Origin of the sequence: Desulfoferula mesophila (genome assembly GCF_037076455.1) — a bacterium.
GTDB lineage: Bacteria > Desulfobacterota > Desulfarculia > Desulfarculales > Desulfarculaceae > Desulfoferula > Desulfoferula mesophila.
In genome coordinates, this window is sequence record NZ_AP028679.1 from 4146403 (window position 1) to 4166185 (window position 19783).

At 66.6% G+C, this 19783-nt stretch carries 21 protein-coding genes; 9 read left to right on the forward strand and 12 right to left on the reverse strand.

Annotated features, from left to right (window positions below; translation table 11 throughout):
• The first annotated feature begins 113 nt into the window (after positions 1-113).
• From gatB to AACH32_RS19190, 3 genes are read left to right on the forward strand one after another with little or no spacing between them, the layout of a single operon-like run.
• The gene (gene gatB, locus AACH32_RS19180; protein WP_338603190.1) at positions 114-1547 is read left to right on the forward strand and encodes an Asp-tRNA(Asn)/Glu-tRNA(Gln) amidotransferase subunit GatB; all 1434 of its coding nucleotides are present in this window, start codon (positions 114-116) and stop codon (positions 1545-1547) included.
• A 5-nt stretch (positions 1548-1552) separates the two neighbouring features.
• Positions 1553-2590, forward strand: coding sequence for an S-methyl-5-thioribose-1-phosphate isomerase (gene mtnA / locus AACH32_RS19185; protein ID WP_350341599.1), 1038 nt, complete (start codon positions 1553-1555; stop codon positions 2588-2590).
• Positions 2591-2608: 18 nt separating this feature from the next.
• On the forward strand, positions 2609-3682 hold the full coding sequence (locus tag AACH32_RS19190) for a branched-chain amino acid aminotransferase (RefSeq protein ID WP_338603196.1): 1074 nt from the start codon (positions 2609-2611) through the stop codon (positions 3680-3682).
• 788 nt (positions 3683-4470) lie between these two features.
• Here the strand turns inward: AACH32_RS19190 and yihA are convergent.
• The 10 genes from yihA to AACH32_RS19240 all read right to left on the reverse strand — a co-directional run bounded on the left by yihA (position 4471) and on the right by AACH32_RS19240 (position 12331).
• A complete protein-coding gene (gene yihA, locus AACH32_RS19195; RefSeq protein ID WP_338603199.1) occupies positions 4471-5061 on the reverse strand; it encodes a ribosome biogenesis GTP-binding protein YihA/YsxC in 591 nt (196 codons plus the stop codon).
• Entirely contained in the window at positions 5058-6236 is a 1179-nt protein-coding gene (locus tag AACH32_RS19200; RefSeq protein WP_338603201.1) for a pyridoxal phosphate-dependent aminotransferase, read from the reverse strand. The genes yihA and AACH32_RS19200 overlap by 4 nt, the downstream gene beginning before the upstream one ends.
• Before the next feature lie 90 nt (positions 6237-6326).
• The gene (gene hisG / locus AACH32_RS19205) at positions 6327-7202 is read right to left on the reverse strand and encodes an ATP phosphoribosyltransferase (protein ID WP_338603203.1); all 876 of its coding nucleotides are present in this window, start codon (positions 7200-7202) and stop codon (positions 6327-6329) included.
• Positions 7199-7576: a phosphoribosyl-AMP cyclohydrolase gene (gene hisI, locus AACH32_RS19210; RefSeq protein ID WP_338603206.1), complete on the reverse strand. Its 378-nt coding sequence runs from the start codon at positions 7574-7576 to the stop codon at positions 7199-7201. The genes hisG and hisI overlap by 4 nt, the downstream gene beginning before the upstream one ends.
• A gap of 101 nt (positions 7577-7677) precedes the next feature.
• Positions 7678-8745: a 23S rRNA (adenine(2503)-C(2))-methyltransferase RlmN gene (rlmN, locus tag AACH32_RS19215; RefSeq protein ID WP_338603209.1), complete on the reverse strand. Its 1068-nt coding sequence runs from the start codon at positions 8743-8745 to the stop codon at positions 7678-7680.
• Between the two features lie 74 nt (positions 8746-8819).
• The gene (locus AACH32_RS19220; RefSeq protein ID WP_338603211.1) at positions 8820-9815 is read right to left on the reverse strand and encodes an SLAC1 anion channel family protein; all 996 of its coding nucleotides are present in this window, start codon (positions 9813-9815) and stop codon (positions 8820-8822) included.
• Positions 9816-9892: 77 nt separating this feature from the next.
• Positions 9893-10255 carry a DsrE family protein gene (locus tag AACH32_RS19225; protein ID WP_338603213.1) on the reverse strand — a complete coding sequence of 121 codons (363 nt, stop codon included), beginning with the start codon at positions 10253-10255 and terminating at the stop codon, positions 9893-9895.
• A 207-nt stretch (positions 10256-10462) separates the two neighbouring features.
• A complete protein-coding gene (locus AACH32_RS19230; RefSeq protein WP_338603215.1) occupies positions 10463-10918 on the reverse strand; it encodes a YaiI/YqxD family protein in 456 nt (151 codons plus the stop codon).
• An 8-nt stretch (positions 10919-10926) separates the two neighbouring features.
• Positions 10927-11886: an HAD family hydrolase gene (locus AACH32_RS19235; protein ID WP_338603218.1), complete on the reverse strand. Its 960-nt coding sequence runs from the start codon at positions 11884-11886 to the stop codon at positions 10927-10929.
• 22 nt (positions 11887-11908) lie between these two features.
• A complete protein-coding gene (locus tag AACH32_RS19240) occupies positions 11909-12331 on the reverse strand; it encodes a response regulator (protein WP_338603220.1) in 423 nt (140 codons plus the stop codon).
• A gap of 249 nt (positions 12332-12580) precedes the next feature.
• Here AACH32_RS19240 and AACH32_RS19245 point away from each other — a divergent pair, with 249 nt between their 5' ends.
• Both AACH32_RS19245 and AACH32_RS19250 read left to right on the forward strand, forming a co-directional pair.
• Positions 12581-13768, forward strand: a complete 1188-nt coding sequence (locus AACH32_RS19245) for a glycosyltransferase family 4 protein (RefSeq protein WP_338603223.1) — start codon at positions 12581-12583, stop codon at positions 13766-13768.
• 280 nt (positions 13769-14048) lie between these two features.
• Entirely contained in the window at positions 14049-15197 is a 1149-nt protein-coding gene (locus AACH32_RS19250; protein WP_338603225.1) for a glycosyltransferase family 4 protein, read from the forward strand.
• 20 nt (positions 15198-15217) lie between these two features.
• Here the strand turns inward: AACH32_RS19250 and rpiA are convergent, their stop codons facing one another.
• Together rpiA and AACH32_RS19260 are read right to left on the reverse strand one after the other, a co-directional pair.
• The gene (rpiA, locus tag AACH32_RS19255; protein ID WP_338603228.1) at positions 15218-15913 is read right to left on the reverse strand and encodes a ribose-5-phosphate isomerase RpiA; all 696 of its coding nucleotides are present in this window, start codon (positions 15911-15913) and stop codon (positions 15218-15220) included.
• Between the two features lie 70 nt (positions 15914-15983).
• Positions 15984-16553, reverse strand: coding sequence for a TlpA family protein disulfide reductase (locus AACH32_RS19260; protein WP_338603230.1), 570 nt, complete (start codon positions 16551-16553; stop codon positions 15984-15986).
• Between the two features lie 163 nt (positions 16554-16716).
• Here AACH32_RS19260 and AACH32_RS19265 point away from each other — a divergent pair, with 163 nt between their 5' ends.
• From AACH32_RS19265 to AACH32_RS19280, 4 genes are all read left to right on the forward strand, one after another.
• Positions 16717-17481 (forward strand): DUF4412 domain-containing protein, encoded by a 765-nt coding sequence (locus AACH32_RS19265; protein ID WP_338603233.1) that lies wholly within the window; start codon positions 16717-16719, stop codon positions 17479-17481.
• A gap of 152 nt (positions 17482-17633) precedes the next feature.
• A complete protein-coding gene (locus AACH32_RS19270) occupies positions 17634-18107 on the forward strand; it encodes a hypothetical protein (RefSeq protein ID WP_338603236.1) in 474 nt (157 codons plus the stop codon).
• 4 nt (positions 18108-18111) lie between these two features.
• Positions 18112-18876 (forward strand): hypothetical protein, encoded by a 765-nt coding sequence (locus tag AACH32_RS19275; RefSeq protein WP_338603239.1) that lies wholly within the window; start codon positions 18112-18114, stop codon positions 18874-18876.
• Between the two features lie 20 nt (positions 18877-18896).
• The gene (locus tag AACH32_RS19280) at positions 18897-19697 is read left to right on the forward strand and encodes an alpha/beta fold hydrolase (protein ID WP_338603242.1); all 801 of its coding nucleotides are present in this window, start codon (positions 18897-18899) and stop codon (positions 19695-19697) included.
• Positions 19698-19783 lie beyond the last annotated feature (86 nt).

Genomic DNA, 19783 nt, shown 5'->3' on the forward strand with positions numbered 1-19783 from the left:
GCTTTTCGGCCTCCAGGCCCCTGAATCAAGCCTCGCCCCGCCTTGACTTTCCCCCCACCCCGCAGTAGATTCATTCCTTGACTCGCAACCTCAGATAAGTTCAGGAAACCGCGATGGAATACGAGGCGGTCATAGGGCTGGAGGTCCACGCCCAGCTCCTCACCGAGTCCAAGATTTTCTGCGGCTGCTCCACCAAGTTCGGCGCGCCGCCCAACACCCACGTCTGCCCGGTGTGCCTGGGTATGCCCGGCGTGTTGCCGGTCCTCAACGAACGGGTGGTGGAGTTCACCATCCGGGCCGGGCTGGCCACCAATTGCGCGGTGCAGCCCCGTAGCGTGTGGGCCCGCAAAAACTACTTCTACCCGGACCTGCCCAAGAACTACCAGATCAGCCAATACGAGCTGCCCATCTGCCTGGACGGCCGGCTGGACATCCAGGTGGAGGGGCAAGAGTCCCGGCGCATCGGCATCACCCGCATCCACATGGAAGAAGACGCGGGCAAGCTGGTGCACGACCCCGGCCTGCCGGTGAGCTACGTGGACTACAACCGCACCGGAGTGCCGCTGATGGAGATCGTCAGCGAGCCGGACCTGCGCTCCCCGGCCGAGGCGGGGGCCTATCTGCGGGCCCTGCGCGATATCCTGGTCTACCTGGAGGTCTGCGACGGCAACATGGAGGAAGGCTCCTTCCGCTGCGACGCCAACGTGAGCCTTCGGCCCCTGGGCCAGAAGGAGCTGGGCACCAAGGCCGAGCTCAAGAACATGAACTCCTTCCGGGGCGTGGAAAAGGCCCTGGAGTACGAGATTCGCCGCCAGCGGGCCGTGTTGGACGAAGGCGGCAAGGTGCGCCAGGAGACCCGCCTGTGGGACGCCGACCAGGGCAAGAGCTTCGGCATGCGGGGCAAGGAAGAGGCCCACGACTACCGCTATCTGCCCGACCCGGATCTGTTGCCCCTGGAGATAGGCCCGGAGTGGGTGGAGCGGGTGCGGGCCGCCCTGCCCGAGCTGCCCGCGGCCAAGCTGGCGCGCTTCATGGCCGACTACGGCCTGAGCGACTACGACGCCGGGGTGCTCACCGCCTCCCGGCCCTTGGCCGACTACTACGAGGCGGCGCTCGCCGCTGGGGCTCCGGCCAAGGCGGCGGCCAACTGGGTGACCAGCGACCTGTTGGGCGCGCTCAAGGCCCAGAACCTGGAGATCGAGCAAAGCCCCCTGGCCCCGGCGGGCCTGGCCGGGCTCATCAAGCTCATCGAGGCGGGCACCATCAGCGGCAAGATGGCCAAGGAGGTGTTCGCCGAAATGCTCTCCTCGGGCACCGACGCCGAGGCCATCGTCCAGGCCAAGGGCCTGAGCCAGGTGAGCGACGAGGACGAGCTCGCGACCCTGCTCCAGGAGATATTCGCGGCCAACCCGGCCGAGGTGGAGGCCTTCAAGGGCGGCAAGAAAAAGCTCATGGGCTTTTTCGTGGGCCAGGTGATGCAAAAGACCAAGGGTCAGGCCAACCCCAAGCTGGTCAACCAGCTCATCAACCAGCTGCTGGGGAGCTAGCCGTGATCCCGACCCTTTATTGGCAGGACGACGTGGTGATGATCCTGGACCAGCGCAAGCTGCCGGCCAGGACCACCTTCATCGCCTGCCGGGACATGAAGCGGGTCATCTACTGCATTAAGACCCTGGCGGTGCGCGGGGCTCCGGCCATCGGCGTCGCCGCGGCCATGGGCCTGGTCTTGGCGGCCAAGGCCGTCAAGCTCAAGGACCCGGCCAAGTGGGCCGAGCGCTTCCGGGCCCAGGCCGAGGTCATGCGCGCGGCCCGGCCCACGGCGGTGAACCTGGGCTGGGCGGTGGATCGCATGCTGGCCCTGGTCGCCGGCGCGCCCGAGGACCCGGCTGAGCGCCTGGCCCTACTTCGCCGCGAGAGCGAGATGATGCTGGCCGAGGATGTGGCCATCAACCGGGCCATGGGCCGCCACGGGGCCAAGCTGGTGCCCAAGCGGGCCACCATCCTCACCCACTGCAACGCCGGCTCCCTGGCCACCGGGGGCTACGGCACCGCCCTGGGGGTGGTGCGGGCCGCGGCCGAGGCGGGCAAGCAGATCAAGGTGATCGCCGACGAGACCCGGCCTTTGTTGCAGGGGGCGCGGCTCACCGCCTGGGAGATGGTGGACGAGGGCATACCGGTGGCCGTGGCCGTGGACGGCGCGGTGGGAGCCCTGATGAGCAAGGGCCTGGTGGATTTGTGCGTGGTGGGGGCGGATCGCATCGCGGCCAACGGCGACGTGGCCAACAAGATCGGCACCTTCAACGTGGCCCTGCAGGCCCGGCGCCACGGCGTGCCCTTTTACGTGGCCGCCCCCTTGAGCACCGTGGATATGGACACGCCCAGCGGCGACCTGATACCCATAGAGGAGCGCGACCCCGCCGAGGTGCTGGCCTTTGCCGGCAGCCGGGCCGCTCCCGGCGCCGAGGCCCTCAACCCGGCCTTCGACGTGACCCCCAACGATTTAGTCAGCGCCATCATAACCGAGGTGGGCGTGCTCAGGCCGCCCTTTAACCGCAGCCTGGCCGCGGCCAAGGCCCAGAGTTTAACCTAGCCCTGTAGGGAGAGCACGATGGAGTGTAGAAAAGAACTGCTGCCTGCCGACAGCTGCAAGCCCAAGCCCACCGACGAGTCCAAGCTCGGTTTCGGCCAGATATTCTGCGACCACATGTTCCTGATGGATTACGAAAAGGGCAAGGACTGGCACGACCCGCGCATTGTGCCCTACGGCCCGCTGGCCCTGTCCCCGGCCGCCCTGGTGTTGCACTACGGCCAGGAGGTCTTCGAGGGGCTCAAGGCCTATCGCGGGGTGGACGGCGGCATCTACATGTTTAGGCCCCAGGCCAACCTCGAGCGCATGAACCGCTCCAACAAGCGCCTGTGCATCCCCGAGCTGCCGGTGCAGGAGACCCTGGAGCACCTGTTCGAGCTGGTCAAGACCGAGCATGAGTGGGTGCCCACCCTGGAGGGCACCAGCCTCTACATCCGGCCCACGGTCATCGCCACGGAGGCCTGCCTGGGGGTCAAGGTCAGCTCCAAGTACCTCTACTTCGTCATCATGGGGCCGGTGGGGGCCTACTACCCCGAGGGCTTCAACCCGGTGAGGATCTACGTGGAGGAAAACTACGTGCGCGCCTCGGTGGGCGGCGTGGGCGAGGCCAAGACCATGGGCAACTACGCGGCCAGCCTGTTGGCCGCCGAGGAGGCCCACGCCAAGGGCTTCACCCAGGTGCTGTGGCTGGACGCCTGCGACAGGAAGAGCATCGAGGAAGTGGGCACCATGAACATGTTCTTCGTCATCGACGGGGAAGTGATCACCAGCCCCCTGCACGGCTCCATCCTGCCGGGCATCACCCGCGACTCGGTCTTGACCATGTGCCGCCACTGGGACCTCAATGTCTCCGAGCGCAAGCTGACCATCGACGAGGTGCTGGAGGCCCAGGCCGCCGGCAAGCTGGAGGAGGCCTTCGGCACCGGCACCGCCGCGGTGATCAGCCCGGTGGGCTCCATCCACTACCGGGGCACCGACTACACCGTGGCCGACGGCCAGACCGGCCCCCTGAGCCACAAGCTCTACGACGAGCTGACCGGCATCCAGTTGGGCAAGCGCCCCGACCCCTTCGGCTGGGTGGTCAAGGTCAAGTAGCCCCGCCTGCCTTACAAGCACAAGCCCCCGCCCGGCAACGGGCGGGGGCTTTTAGTTTAGGCGCGGCGTTGTTTGATTGTCGCCCGCCCCTGTCTCATCTTGTCGTGGCGAGGTGCGTAGCGACCAAGCAACCTCTGTCCAGTAAAGACATCCGCGTTCAACACTCCCAGCCAATAGCGGTCATTGCGAGGCCGGGCAGCGGCAAACCCTCGGTGGAACCAGGCCGTCCGGTCTGCCCGGCCGTGGCAATCTTCCATTTCCCTCGTCATGCCTGCGCGAGGAATACACGGCCACACCGCCCCCCTGCCCCAACCCCTCCCGCTTGGGGGAAAGCAAAGATCACCACGTCGCATCTTTTCCAAGATGCTCCTCGTGATGACAGCTATCGCTTTATAAAATTATTCAGAGCCGTGTAGGTTGGCGTAGAGGGCTTCCCAGCCCGAAACCCAACAATTCCCCTCGACGCCCCAAACCGGCACATCCCCCGGGCACAGCCAGGGAGGGCCAAGCAAAGCGGCGGCGAGCGCAGACCGCAGGCGTATTGCTACGGCCCAAGCGATGCCGCCAACGCGGCATGGCGCTTACTGGCGCAGCCGGCACACCCACCCGGCATAGCCAGCCGCCGGCAGAGTAAAGCGGCAGGCGAAAGTGCTCTTTCTCCCAGCGGGTTTGTCAGGTGTCCGTGGGCAAGGCATCCGGCGAGCGCAGACCGCAGGCGTAGCCTAAGCTACGTTGAGGTCTAAGCGATGCCGGCAACACAGCCCACGGGCAGCTGGCGAAGCCGCCCGTTAAACCCCCGCCGCCTCGCAGACGCGCGCCCACAACTCCTCCCTACCCTGGCCGGTGCTGGCCGAGAAAAGGGTGGGGGTGGGGTCGAAGGGGGCCAGGGTTGGCCTGAGCTTGGCCAGGCGCGAGGCCTGCTGGTTGTTGGAGAGCTTGTCGGCCTTGGTGACGGCCGCCAGGACGGTGATCTGCAAGGAGCGCAGCCAGTCCAGGAGCATCAGGTCCTCGCCGGTGGGCTCGCGGCGGATGTCCAGGATGACCACCACCGCGGCCAGGGTGTCGCGCCCGCTCAGGTAGGCCTCCACCATGGGGCGCCAGGCCGCCCTGATGGCCTTGGGCACCTTGGCGTAGCCGTAGCCGGGCAGGTCCACCAGGCGTATAGCGTCCTGGTTGATGCTGAAGAAGTTGATGTGCTGGGTGCGCCCCGGGGTGCCCGAGACCCTGACCAGCTTCTTGCGCCTGGTCAGGGTGTTGATCAGCGAGGACTTGCCCACGTTGGAGCGGCCGGCAAAGGCCACCTCGGGCGGACCCGGCGGCGGGTAGCCGCTGGGTTTCACCGCCGTGGTGATGAACTCCGCTTGGCCGATGGGAATCATGGCAGCGCCTGGGGGCAGTAGCGTTCCAGGTACTCGCGCAGGCGCGCCAGGGCCCGCTCGATGTTCTCCAGGCTGTTGCAATAGCTGAAGCGCAGGAAGCCGTGGCCGCCGGGGCCGAAGTCGCGGCCGGGGGCCATGGCCACCCCCACCTTGTCCAGGATGTCGAAGGCCAGCTTGTAGTCGTCGGGGTCCAGGTGGCGGCAGCTGGTGAGCACGTAGAAGGCGCCCTGGGGCTCCACGGGGATGGAGAAGCCCAGCGCCCGAAGGCCGTCGATGATCACCCGGCGGCGGGAGTTGTACACCTCGCGCATGCGCACCACGTCGGGCCAGGCGTGCTTGAGGGCGGCGATGCCCGCGTACTGGCTGACCGAGGGGGCGCAGATGGCGAAGTTCTGGTGCATCTTCTGCAAGGGCCGCACGTAGTGGGGCGGGGCGATGACGTAGCCCAAACGCCAGCCGCACATGGCGTAGCGCTTGGAAAAGCCGTCCAGCACGAAGGCGTTGTCACTGTACTCCAGGATGGTGTGCTCCTCGCCGGAGTAGACCAGGCCGTGGTAGATCTCGTCGTTGAGCAGATAGGGGCCGCTCGGCTTGCCCGGCACCAACTCGGCGATGGCCGCCAGGCGGTCCGGGGTGGCCACCTGGCCGCTGGGGTTGGAGGGGCTGTTGATGAACACCGCCTTGGTCTTGGGCCCCATGGCCGCGCCGATCTCGGCCGGGCGGAACTGGAAGCCCTCCTGTTCGCGCACCGGCACCCGCACCGGCACCCCACCCACGAAGCTGATGAAGTTGTCGTAGCAGGCGTAGTGGGGGTCGGAGATGATCACCTCCTGCTCCTGCTCCAAAAGGGCCGAAAACACCAGGAGCATGGCCGTGCTGGTGCCCGCGGTCACCATCACCCGGGCCGGGTCCACGCTCACCCCGTAGTGCTCGGCGTAATACTCGGCGATGGCCTCGCGCAGCTCCCGGAGCCCCAAGGAGTGGGTGTAGTGGTGACGGCCGTCACGGATGGCCTTCATGGCCGCCTCGGTGATCACCTCCGGGGTCTCGAAGTCGGGCTCGCCCACCTCCAGGTGGATGATGTCCCGGCCCGCGGCCTCCAGCTCCTGGGCGCGCTCCAGCACGTCCATGACTATAAAGGGCGGTATCTGCTTGGCTCTGGCGCTGATGCCCATGGCTACTTCCGCTGTTTGAATGTTGGCCCTAACGACCGGGGCGGGAGGGGCCGCCGCCCTTCCCGCCCGGATGCCCGCCCTCCGGGTGGGCTAGATTACCTTGTTGAGCGAGTACTCGATGATGCCCTCGGCCCCGCGCTCCATGAGCAGGGGGATCAGATCGCGCACCACCGACTCCTCCACCACCGTCTCCACGCTGAACCAGTCGCTGTTGTAAAGCGGCGACACGGTGGGGGCGTTGAGGCTGGGCAGGGCTTCCACCACGTCCTGCACCTTGATCTTGGGCACGTTCATCTTGAGCGCCACCAGCTTCTCGGCCACCAGAGCGCCCTTAAGAAGCAGGGCGATCTGCTGAATCTTCTTGCGCTTGTCCGGGTCTTCCCAGGCGGCCTTGTTGGCGATGAGCTGGGTGGTGGACTGCATGAGCTCGGCGATGATCTTCAGGCCGTGGGCCCGAATGGTGCTGCCGGTCTCGGTGACCTCCACGATGGCGTCGGCCAGGCCGTTGACCACCTTGGCCTCGGTGGCCCCCCAGGAGAAGTGCACGCTGACGTCGATGCCCGCCTCCTCGAAGTAGCGCTTGGTGAAGTTGACCATCTCGGTGGCCACCCGCTTGCCGTTCAGATCCTCGGGGCGGTTGACCGGCGAGTCCTTGGCCACGGCCAACACCCAGCGGGCCGGACGGGTGGAGACCTTGGAGTAGATCAGCTCCTCCACGAACACCACTTCCGAGTCGTTTTCCTTGATCCAGTCCATGCCGGTGATGCCGGCGTCCAGGGTGCCCGACTCCACGTAGCGGCTCATCTCCTGGGCCCGGCAGATGGAGCACTCGATGGTCTCGTCGTTAATTTCGGGGAAGTAGGAGCGGCCGTTGACGTTGATGCGCCAACCGGCCCGGCCGAAGAGCCGGACCGTGGAATCCTGCAGGCTCCCCTTGGGTACCCCCAGCTTCAGCGGTGTGGTCATTTGCCGTAAACCTCCTTGGGGTCGAACACGGGCTCGCCTTCGCTCACCAACTCGTCACCCTGCACCCGGCGGAAGAAGCACGAGCGCATGCCGGTGTGGCAGGCGGCGCCGCCGATCTGCTCCACCTTGAACAGCACGGTGTCGTCGTCGCAATCCACGTATATGGCCTTGATCTTCTGCACATTGCCGCTGGTGCCGCCCTTGTGCCAGAGCTCCTGGCGGGAGCGGGACCAGTAGTGCACCTCGCCGGTTTCCAGGCTCTTGGCCCAGGACTCGGGGTTGATATAGGCCATCATCAATACGTCGCCGGTTTGGGCATCCTGGGCTATGGCCGGGATCAGGCCGCCGGTTTTCTTGAAATCCAGTTCAATCATAACTGCTTAGGGCTCCTTGAGCCGGGTAAAAAGTTGAATTAATCTTTTTATAGCCCGCTGGGGGGGTTGTCAAGGGAGGGAGGCGGCGGGAATTAGCGCCGTCACGGCAAAGTAACGTGGGCCCCCCCCGCCTCTTTGCCGGCCAGCTGCCCGCAGGCCGCGCTGATGTCCTGCCCCCGGCTCTGGCGCACCAGGGCCGTGACGTGCCGCTCGATCAAAAGCCCCTGAAAGGCCTCCACCGCCTGGTCGCTGGGTCGCGCGAACTCCGAGCCCTCGTGGGGGTTGAAGGCGATGAGGTTCACCTTGGCCCTAAGCCCCTGCAGCCAGCGGACCAGGGCCGCCGCGTGCTCGGGCTGGTCGTTCACCCCGCCCAGGAGCACGTATTCGAAGGTGATGCGCCGGGTGGGCTTGAGGGGGTAGGCCAGGAGCGCCTGTTTGAGGGCGGCCAGGCTCCAACGCCGGTTCACCGGCATCAGCCGGTCGCGCAGCTCGTCGGTGGGGGCGTTGAGGCTCACCGCCAGGGCCGCCGGGCTGGCCGCGGCCAGGGCGGGCAGACCGGCCACCACCCCGGAGGTGGACACGGTGACCTTGCGCTGGCTCATGGCCAGGCCGTGGCTGCCCAACAGGTGCCCCAGGGCCAGGTTCACCGCCTCCAGATTATCCAGCGGCTCGCCCATGCCCATGAACACGATGTTGGTCAAGGGGCGGTCCGCATCGGCCAGGCGGCGGGCGGCCAACACCTGGCCCATGATCTCGTGGGGCCTGAGGTTGCGTTTGAAGCCCAGGGTGGCGGTGCGGCAAAAGGCGCAGCCCATGCGGCAGCCCACCTGGCTGGACACGCACAGGGTGGAGTGCTCCTCCTCGGGGATCAACACGCTCTCCACCGCGTGGCCGTCGGCCAGCTTGAACAGCAGCTTCCGGGTGCCGTCGGACGAGGTCTCCACCAGGGCGGGTTCCAGGTTGGCCAGGCGGGCGGCCTGGGCCAGCTTCTCCCGAAAGCCCTTGCTCAGGCTGGTCATCTGGGCGAAATCCGTGGCCCCGTGCTGGTAGAGCCACTGCAACACCTGGCGGGCCCGGTAGGGCTTTTCGCCCAGGGCCAACACCAAGTCCTGCACCCGGGCCGGGCTCAGGTCGCGCAACTCGGGGCGCTTGTCCGTGGTGGTATTCATGCCCCTAGTGTACCTCCCCCGGAGCGGCCCGCCACCGGGGGCCGCTCCGGGACAGGGGCGGACTTTTGCGTGGCTCAGTCGACTTCCTCTATGCAGATGGCCCGCCGCTTCATGGCCAGGGCCGTCTTGATCAGCAGCATGAGGATCACCAGGTTCAGGATGACCAGGATCACGATGGCCGCCACCTTGAAAAAGGCCAGGCCGCTCTGGTGGTACATCAAAAGGGTGCCGATGGCCAGGGCGTCCAGGGGGAAGGAATAGGCCCACCAGGACAGGAAAAACTTGATCCTAAAGAACAGCTTGATCTGGAAAAGGATCAGGATGAACAGGAACAGGCCGAAGTAATAGAGCAGGTTGCCCGAGGGGTTCAGGCCGCCCAGCAGCTTGGTCAGGGAGATGAAGCCGATCACCGGCGGGGCGAAGAGGATGAACAGGGTGGGCATCAGCTTGTCGGGTATGGGGTTGTGAAAGATCATCCGGTTGATCACCAGGGTGGTCAGGATGAGCCACCAGAACAGGCCGATGCTGAAGAAAAACCAGGACAACTCCGGCGAGAAGTGCTTCACTCCGGCGATGGGAATGATGATGCAGCCCACCACGGGAATGAACCAAGAGGGGTTGATGTGCTGGATCTTGTACTTGTCGTGCTGGATCCAGGCACTCATGATCACGATGGTGAAGATGAACTGGATTACCACCCCGATCCACCAGAGGTACTTGGACAGGGCCAGGTTGCTCCCCAAAAAAATGATGCTGGCGATGAGGAACAGCTTGGCCAGGATGGGATAGAAATTCATCTTGATGGGGTGGTTGAATTCCTTCTTCACCTCGTCGAAGTAGCGGATGATCTTCAGGCTGTAGGTGCCCAGGACCACCAGGCTGACCGCTATGGAGAAGATCAGCAGATAGGGGCTGAGCGCGAAGGGCGTCTCCAGTATCTCCTCGGCCTTTTGCCAGGCCAGGGTGAAGCCGATCAGGCCCAGGCATATGGCCAGGAACGAAATGGGAAAATTCTTCAACCTGCTCAGGTTGTATTCACCAGTGGCCGTTAATTGAGAATTCTCTGCCATTTTACATACCTCGTTGTCCGCCGGGCGGCCGCCGCTCGGATGGCGGCCGCCCGGCGAGCCTCAGGGGCCGCGGGGCCCTAGAAGGTGAAAACCTTGTACTCGGGATCGGTCATCATCTTGACCAGCACCGGGGCGCCGGAGAGCACGGTTCCGTTGACCAGGTCGTCCGGCCCCACCAGGCGCTTGTCCGCGCAGGCCTTGCACACGTGAATGGGCGCCTTCAACTCCACCAGTTTGTCCAGCAACTCCTTCATGTGCTCGCCCGTGGAGGCGCGAATGCCCTCGGCCATGCCCCACTGGGCCCAGTGGATGGCGTCGTCGATGAGGAACGCCTCGGTGTCGTGGCCCGCCTCGGCGGTGAGCGCGGCGAACTGCATGGCCCGGGTGGCCCCGCCGGACTTCTCGAAACCCTTGGACAGCACGTACAGGAACTTGTTCATGAGCTAATCTCCCAGATACTTGATTGGATATAAGCGAACTATTTGTAGGGCTATATAGGCAAGGAGCGTGCCGGGGCGCAGCCGCCGGCAACGGTGTAGGACAATATGCTGTTATAGCTGAAAAATAAAATCGGCGGCCCGGACGAGCCGGAGGGGAGCGGCCGAATTAACGCCTTAACGTTTTGTTAATGCGCTTTAACGAAATGTTCAGTCCTGGTTAAGCTGGGCGGTGAGCAGGCGGTCCAGGGCGTCGTTGAAGTTGCGACGGTCCTTGGGGCCGTAAGGGGCCGGGCCGCCGGTGATCACCCCGGTCTCGCGCAGGTCGCTCATGAAGTCGCGCATGCTAAGGCGCTCGCGCACGTTCTCCTCGGTGTACAGCTCGCCCCGGGGGTTGAGGCCCCAGGCCCCCTTGGCCACCACCTGGGCGGCCAGGGGCAGGTCGGTGGTTATCACCAGGTCGCCGGGCTGCAGGTGCTCGGCGATGTAGCGGTCGGCCGCGTCCATGTCGCCGGGCACCACCACCAGGCTCACCAGGGAGTTGGTGGGGCGGCCCACCTGGCGGTCGGCCACCATGGTCACCGGCACCTGCAGGCGCTGGGAGGCCTTGAAAACCACTTCCTTTACCGGCCGGGGGCAGCCGTCGGCGTCGATCCAAATACGCAAAACAAGTCCTATTCGAAAAGGTTAAGCCAGTCGCGGCGCATGCTCACCACGTCCCAGCCCTTTTGCCGGGCCAGCTCCAAGAGTTCCGGCCGGGTGTACACCGCCTCTTTGGGGTCGTCGTGGTCCACCACCAGCACCAGGTGGGTCAAGGGGTTGGCCCCGGCCATCCTGAGCAGCCAGGAATCGCCGGTGGAGTTGCCCGCGGCCAGCACCGGGGCCCGCCCGGCGGCGAAGTACATGTTCAGGGCCTTGTTGGCCCCCAGGTTGAGGAACTTGAGATCCAGCCCGCCGGTGCGCACCAACTCCACCCGGCCCTCCCGCTCCCGGGGCTCGGCCTGGTAGCGGGTGCCGATGACATGGGCGGGCTCCACCCCCAAATCGGCGCAGATGGCCATGAGCGACAGCTCGTCGGCCCCGGAGTTGAGGTAGACCGTGAAGCCCTTGGCCTGGAGCAGGGCCACCAGCTCGCGCATGGGCCGGTACACCGTGTCCCGGAAGGGCCTCTGGTGCTGGGGGTGGAGGCCCTGGTTCCACACCCGGCTCACCAGCTGGCGGTATTGGGCGAAGCTCATGCCCTTGAAGGGCAAGCTTAGCACCTGATCCAAATGTTTGCGTATAAAGCGGCGGTCTTGCCTCCCAGCGGCCCGGCAAAGCTCGGCCTCTTGGGCTCCCTGCTCGGCGAAGGCGGGGCAGATGGCCTTGAGGCGGGCCAGGGCCACCTCCAGGACGAAGAAGTTGGGCCGCTCGGTGATGAGGGTGCCGTCCAGGTCAAAGGCGGCCACCCGCTGGGGCGCGGGCACGAAGCCGGGCGAGGCGGGGTTGGCCGCCTGGGTGGCGAAGTCCAGGATCTTACCGCGCAGGGGTTGGTTCCAGGAGGCCAGAGGCTCTCCGGCCGCAGCCGTGGTCACCAAAAGGACCAGGATAAGCGCCGTCAGGCCCAGCCGACGCGCGATGATTTGCAGTGGCATGTCCAGGAATTCCTTTCGGGGTTCACTCGCTCAGGACGCGGCGCACTTCCAGGAGCAGGTCGCCCAGGTCAAAGGGCTTTTGCAACACCCCCTTGGGTTGGGGATGAAAACCTTCCATCAATTTGCGGTCGCTGCCGCGTCCGCTGGTGATGACGATGCGAACCTCGGGGTCCATCTCCCCGATGGCCTTGGCCGCGGCCCGGCCGTCCATCCTGGGCATGGTCAGATCCATGAGCACCAGGGCGAAGGGCCGCGCCTGTTGGTGGGCCCGGCGATAGGCCTCCACTCCCTCGGCCCCGTCGACGGCCAGCTCCACCTGGTAGCCGAAGGCCTGCAGGGCCTCCAGGCAGATGTCGCGCACCAGCGCCTCGTCATCCACCACCAGCAGCCTCTGGCCGTGCCCCCGGGGCAGGCCCTGGAGGGTATTACCTAGCCGTTGATTCAAAGTGCCTCTCGCCCCCGGGAACTTGACCCTGCCGACTCGCGGCCCGCCCCTGAAACATTCTTGCCAGGATGCCTAAAGCGCGGCCATTAATCAAGCCACAAGCCGCCAAAATTAGCGGCCCTCGGTTGGGAGCCCGCTTCGGCGGCCCGGCAAAACATCCACCGCCGGGGCTTGTGAGCCGGGGCGGGGCGTGTCATAGTGAGGCAACTTGCCCCGCTGGCGGGGCGTTTGTTCAGGCGGAGGTTGAGCTTGCGCGTCGGCATGGTGGTGCAGCGCTACGGCGAGGGGGTGGACGGCGGGGCCGAGGTGCACTGCCGGGCCGTGGCCCGCCGCCTGGCCCAGCGGGGCCACCAGGTCACGGTGCTCACCACCACCGCCCAGGACTATCTCTCCTGGGCCAACCACTTCCCCCCCGGCAATAGCGAGCTGGAGGGGGTGGCGCTCAGGCGCTTTCCGGTGGCCCGGCGGCGCTGGATGAAGCCCTTCAACCTATGGTCGCGCAAGGTCTACCGGGGCGGCCAGCCCATCGACGTGCAGTGGCGCTGGCTGGTGCGCCAGGGGCCCTATTGCCCCGCGCTGCTGGAGCACCTGGTGGAGCGCGAGGACGACTACGAGGCCATCGTCTTTTTCACCTACCTGTATTTCCCCACCGCCGCGGGCCTGCCCCTGGTGCCCCGCCGGGCCCTGCTGGTGCCCACGGCCCACGACGAGCCCACGCTGTATCTGCCGGTGTTCCGGCCGGTGTTCCACCTGCCCCGCTCAATCATCTACAACACCGCCAGCGAGCGGGAGTTGGTGGAGCGGGTCACGGGCAACCGCCAGGTTCCCGGCCGGGTGGTGGCCCTGGGCATCGACCCGCCGGCCGCCGGCGGCGGAGCCGAGTTCAAAAAGCGCCACGGCATCGAGGGCCCCATGGCCCTGTACCTGGGCCGGGTGGACGTGATGAAGGGCTGCCGGGAGATGCTGGAGCACTTCGCCCGCCTGGCCTCCGAGCCGGACCTGGCCGGGCTCAAACTGGTGCTGGTGGGCAAGCAACGCATGGAGGTGCCCAAGCATCCGGGGGTGCTCGGCCTGGGCTTCGTTGACGACGCCGAGCGCGACGCGGCCCTGGACGCCGCCGATTTTCTGGTGATGCCCTCGCCCCACGAGAGCCTGTCCATGGTAACCCTGGAGGCCTCGGCGGCGGGCAAGCCGGTGCTGGTCAACGCGGCCTGCGAAGTGCTGGACCAATACGTGGGCCAGGCCGGGGCGGGCCTGAGCTACCGGGACTACGAGCAGTTCCGGGCGGCGGTGCGGGAACTGCTGGCCGAGCCCCGGCGGGCCGCGGCCCTGGGCCAAGCCGGGGCCGCCTACGTGGCCGACCACTACGGCTGGGAGCCGGTGCTCACCGCCTACGAACAAGAGATGGGCTGGGTGGCCGAGCAGGCGGAATTATAATTCCCATATTGCGAGTACTGGGGCCGCCCCCACATTTCAGGAAGGTCGGGCGGCACCTGTTAGCGAACAATACTTATGAAAAAAGAAGCTCTCAAACTAAAATTCTCTCGGCACTCGGCACCGGCACAGCCAGCCGACGGCAGACAAGGCGACCGGCAAGCGAGGGCCGCAGGCGTAGCCGGCGCTGCTACGTCGAGGGCCGAGCGCGGCCGGCAACGCGGTATGCCGGTGGCTGGCGTAGCCGGACGCCCGACCTTCATGAAATGTGGGGGCTGAAACCGTGCAGATCGGCATCGACATCTGCCGCCTCACCGACGCCTGGACCGGGGTGGGCAACTACATCGCCAACCTGCTGGCCGGCCTGGCCCAGGTGGACCAGGACAACCAATACGTCCTCTATCCCTATTTTCCGGAGTGCTTCCCCCGCCGGGTGAGGGACATGGCCCAGTTCGTGCCGCCCCAGGCCAACTTCTCCCTGTGGGGAACCGGACGGCCCGAGCTTCTGGTCAAGCTGCTGTGGTTCAAGCTCAAGCTGCCCCAGCGCTGGTTCTTGGCCAAACCGGCGGTGACCCACTCCACCAACCTGGCCGGGCCGCGCCTGACCCACGGCAAGCTGGTGGTCACGGTGCACGACCTGTCCTTCTGCCGCCAGCCGGACTGGCACAAGGCCGAGAACGTGGCCTTCAGCCTGCGCGCCCTGGGCAACGCGGTGGACAACGCCGACCTACTTATCGCCCCCTCGCGCTTCACCGCCCAGGAGTTGGTGGAGCTCTACCCCGCCGCCCAAGGCCGGGTGCGGGTGGTGCCCGAGGCGGTGCTGCCGGCCTATCGCCCGGCGGAGGACCCCGCCGGGGTGCAAGCGGTGCTGGAGCGCCACGGCCTGGAGCGGCCCTACCTGCTGTTCGTGGGCACCCTGGAGCCGCGCAAGAACCTGGTGCGTCTGCTCACCGCCTATGAGCGGCTGTTGGCGGGGGGGCAGGAGGAGTTCGACCTGGTGCTGGCCGGAGGCACCGGCTGGAAGGCGGGGCCCATCGAGGAGGCCCTGAGCCACAGTCCGGCGCGGGGGCGGGTGCGCCGTTTGGGCTACGTGCCCGGCCCGGAGCTGCCCGCGCTGTATCAGGGAGCCTGGGCCCTGGTCTATCCCTCGCTCTACGAAGGCTTCGGCCTGCCGGTGCTGGAGGCCCTGGCCTGCGGCACCCCGGTGGTCACCTCGGCCGCCGCCTCCCTGCCCGAGGTGGGGGGCGAGGCGGCCCTGTACGTGGACCCCGAGGAGCCGGAGCAGCTTCTGGAGGCCCTGGAGCGCATCACCGGCGAGCCAGGCCTGCGCGAGGCCTTGGCCACCAAGGCCCTGGCCCAGGCGGGGCGCTTCTCCCAGGCGGCCATGGGCCGGGCTGCCCTGGCGGTCTACCAGGAGGCGGCGAAGCTCTAGCCGCGCCCGCCGAAAAAAGCCTAGGGCCGGGGGATGCGCCGCACCCCGTCGGAGGCGGCCACGATCACCTCGCTGGCCAGGCCCAGGAACAGGCCGTGCTCCACCAGCCCGGCCCGGCCCTCCAGGGAGCGGGCCACCGTGCCCGGATCGGCCATGGGCCCGAAGTTGCAATCGATGATCCAGTTGCCCTGGTCGGTGACCAGGGGCTTGCCGTCCTCCAAGAGGCGCAGCTTCACCTCGGCCCCCAGGGAGGTCACGTACTCGCTCACCGGGCGCAGGGCAAAGGGCACCACCTCCACCGGCAGGGCCCACTTGTCGCCCAGGTGTTCGCTGAGCTTGCTCTCGTCCACGATGATGATCTCGCGCCGGGAGGCCTGGGCCACCACCTTTTCGCGCAGCAGCGCCCCGCCGCCGCCCTTGATCAAATTCAGCGCCGGGTCCACCTCGTCGGCCCCGTCCACGGTCAGATCCATCACCGGGTGCTGGTCCAGGCTGGAGACGTTGAGCCCCAGGGAGCGGGCCTCGGTTTCCATGGCCAGGGCGCAGGCCACCCCGGTGATGCCCTGCAGCTCGCCCGCGGCCACCTTCTTGGCCAGGCTGCGCACGAACAACAGGGCCGTGCTGCCGTAGCCCAGGCCCACCACCATGCCCGAACGCACCTCGTCCACCGCCGCGTCGGCCGCCAATTGTTTCAGACGGGTCTGCTCCTCGCTCATGCCACTCGCTCCGCCAGGGTTGTTCTCCTGGCCCGAAGGTTTACCACTTTTGGCCCGCTTAGGGCCAGCCTCAACGCAGGCCCGCCTGGGCGGCCAGGTCCTTGAGAAACTCTTCGTGGGGCGGCAGCTCGCCGCTGGCCGCGTAGAGCACCCGGTTGCTGCCGTCGGTTAGCCGCAGGATCGCCACGAAATAAGGGGTATAGACCTGGCCCAGGACGTCCACGCAGCGCAGCTTGTAATCGGGCACCACCGGGAAGGGCACCTTGTAGTAGCGCACGTAGCCCGCCACCTCCTCGTCGCCGTTGCTGGCCCCGACGCCCACCATCTTGATCTTGTCGCCCCAGCCCTTATTCTGGATCAGCCGGTAGAGGGCGTTGACGCTGGGCGCCTGGCGTTGGCAGTGGGAGCAGTAGATGTTGAGGAACTCCACGATGACCAGGGGGGCGTCCACCTTAATGGGGTCCAGGCCCTCCCCCGCCTTGAGGCCCAGGTAGGCTCGCTGCCCGGCATCCTCGGGGGCCTGGAATTCCACCGAGGGGAAAGGCTGGCCCACCTTGACCTTGGCCCCCTCCCCCGCGGCCAGGGCCGGGGCGGCGCTCAGCCACAGCAGCGACAGCAACACGGCCAAAAACTTGCGCATCATCATCCTCCGGTTGGGGCGGCCCGCCTTTATTTCATCCGTTGGAGCAAGTGTAGCAGAAAGCCACAGGGCCGCGCCGGGGCTTGCCCCGGGGGGGCCGCTCGGCGTAGGCTCAATAAATGAATACCCTTAATTAACCATCGGGGGACATGGGAGGGAACAAATGAAATTGCGTATTTGCCTTGGCCTTTTCGCGCTGCTGCTGTGGGCCTCCGCCGCCCAGGCGGGCTTGGTCATCCACCAGGAAACCATGGGCGGGCCCAGCACCATGTATGCCCAGGACAACCAGGTGCGCGCGGGCATGGGCCGGGGGGGCATGATCTACGACCTCAACCACGACACCGTGACCATGCTCAACCCCGACCGCCAGGTGTATTGGTCGGGCAATCCCAACACCCTCAAGCAACAGATGAACCAGGCCATGGATTCGCGCATAGAAGCGGCCCTCAAACAGGTGCCGCCGGACCAGCGCGAGCAGATGCGGGCCATGATGAAGCAGCGCATGGGCATGACCAAGACGCCCCCCCAGCCCCCGGACAAGGTGGAGGTGAAAAAGACCGGCGAGAGCGCCAAGATCGCCGGCTATCAATCCCAGAAGTACCAGGTTTACGTGGACGGCAAGCTGCGCCAGGAGGTGTGGATGGCCTCGGCGCCCGGCTTCAAGGGCCAGGTGGACCTGACCAAGATGACCAAGCTGGCCCAGGCCATGAACCCCCAGAGCGCCGCGCCCGGCTCGAGCTGGCGCAACTCTCCGGAGATGACCAAGCTCATGTCCGCGGGCATGCCCATGAAGATGGTGGAGTACTCCAGGGGCGGGCCCATGACCGTGATGACCGTGACCAGCGTGGAGCAGAAGAAGCTGCCCGCCTCCACCTTCCAGCCTCCGGCCGGGTGGAAGCAGGTGGACTTTAACCAGATGATGCAATGATCTAAGGGTGACCGGCTTCGCCAGCCCCCGGCATACTTCGTCGCCGGCTGTGCTTGGCCCTCGGCGTAGAAAAACTACGCCTGCGGCCCATGCGCGCCGGACGCCTCGTCTGTCGGCGGCTGGCTGTGCCGGGATCGGCTTGAAGGGATTTGATGGCCACTAAAAGACCTGATTTGCTGGAACCGGTATTTCGCTTGAAGGATGCCCGGGGCTTACTGCTGCACTGCTTCGTAGCCGTCATGCTCTTGGCGCTGGTGCTGAGCGCCGGGGCCGCCCCGGCGGCCCAGCGCTGGGAGGGCAGCATCCAGGGCCTGGCCTGCGTCACCCAGGGCAAGGTGTGCCCCATCAACATGGAGGACCCGCTCATCGCCCTGGAAAAGACCTTCGTGCTGCTCACCGCCCAGGGGGACTGGTACTACCTGCCCAACCTAGACCGGGGCATCCTGGCCCGCCACCTCAACCGCCCGGTGGCGGTGGTGGGGGTGCTGGAGCCTGGCTCCAAGGCCGTCATGGTGGACAAACTATTCGTGCGCCGGGGAAAACTCTGGCGCGAGGCCTGGAGCCAGGACATGGAGCGCGAGCTTCTGGAACAGCTCGACCGCTGGGGCCGGGGCAAAAGGGAATAGCGCCTTGGAGTCGATCAACCCGGGCAGCGAGCTCCTAGCCCTGGTCCTCACCCTGGTGCTGATGCTCAGCCACTACCTCTCGCCCCTGATGCGCCGCCTGCCTGGACTGGGCGAGCGCGGCGTGGCCTCCTTTGCCGGGGGGGTGGCGGTGGCCTATGTTTTTCTGCACATGCTGCCCGAGCTGGTGGAGGGCAACGCCAACGTGGGCCGCCTGCTGGCGGGGGTGGAACCGCTCACGCCCCTTTTGGACCTGGGCATCTTCATCGTGGCCCTCACCGGTTTCACCGTGTACTACGGCCTGGAGCTGGTGGCGGTGCGGGCGGCGGAGAAGGCCCCCGCCGCCGAGGGCAAGGTCTACGCCCTGCACCTGGGCATGTACTGCCTGTACAATTTTTTGATCACCTACACCATGCCGCTCAGGGTGCAGAGCGGCCTGGTCTACGCGCTCATCTTCACCGGGGCCATGTCCCTGCACTTCGTCCTGAGCGACCGCAATTTCAAGCGCCACTTTCCCCGGCGTTTTTCCCTGGCGGGCCGCCTGATCCTGGTGGGCTCCCTGGCCGCCGGATGGGGAGCCGCCGCGCTGAGCGAGCTTATCAGCGTGTTGGGGGTGAGCCTGATGATCGCCTTTCTCTCGGGCTCCATCCTCTACAACGTGTTCAAGGAGGAATTGCCCGCCGAGCGCAACTCCAGCTACGCCGGCTTCACCCTGGGCCTGGGCCTGACCACCGCCCTCTTGGCCCTGGAAGCCTATCTTAGCCACCCCTAGCCGAGTTGGGACCTGTACCCATGACCACGGAATTCTTGCAACTGGACGAGGGCCGCATGGCCTTTGAGCAGGCCGGGACGGGCGGCTTGCCCCTGGTGTTTTTGCACGGCTTCGCCTGCAACCGCTCCTTTTTCGCCGCCCAGACGGCCCACTTCGGCGCGCGGCGCCGGGTGGTGGCGATAGATTTTCTGGGCCACGGCGAGAGCGACACCCCGGAGATCGAGTACCGCCTGCCCCGCTTCGCCGCCGATGCGGCCCGCCTGGTGGAGCATTTGGGCCTGGGCGAGGTGGTGGTGGTGGGCCACAGCATGGGCGGGGCGGTGGCCCTGGAGCTGGCCGCCACGCGGCCGGAGCTGGTGCGCGCGGCGGTGTCGCTGGACACCACCATGGTCTCCTCGGCGGAGCGCACCAACCGGGTGCTGCCCAACATGCTCCAGGCCCTGAGCGGCCCCCACTACCTGATGGCCGCCCGCGCCTTTGCCGGAAGCCTGGTCTTGCCCAGCGACGGCCCGGAGGTCAAACGGCACGTGGAGGCGGTCATGTCCTCGCCGCCCCGCCACGTGCTGACGGAGCTGACCAAGGCGCTGATGGCCTGGAACGGCCCCGACGCCCTGGCCCGCCTCCGGCGGCCCATGCTCTACGTGGGTTCCCAGAACCCGCTGACCAGCCAGGCCGCGATTTTGGCGGCCAGCCCCTGGGTGCGCTATGCCCAGGCGGCGGGCAGCGGTCATTTCCTAACCCTGGTGGTGCCCGAGCAGGTCAACCTCATGCTGGAGCGCTGGCTGGCCGTGCTGCCATCCATCGAGGCGGAGCCTCAATAGGCAACGCCGCCTGCCGGGGCTCATGACTCACCGGCACAGCCAGGCAGCGCCAGGCAAGGCAGTATGCCAGGGGCTGGGGATCAACC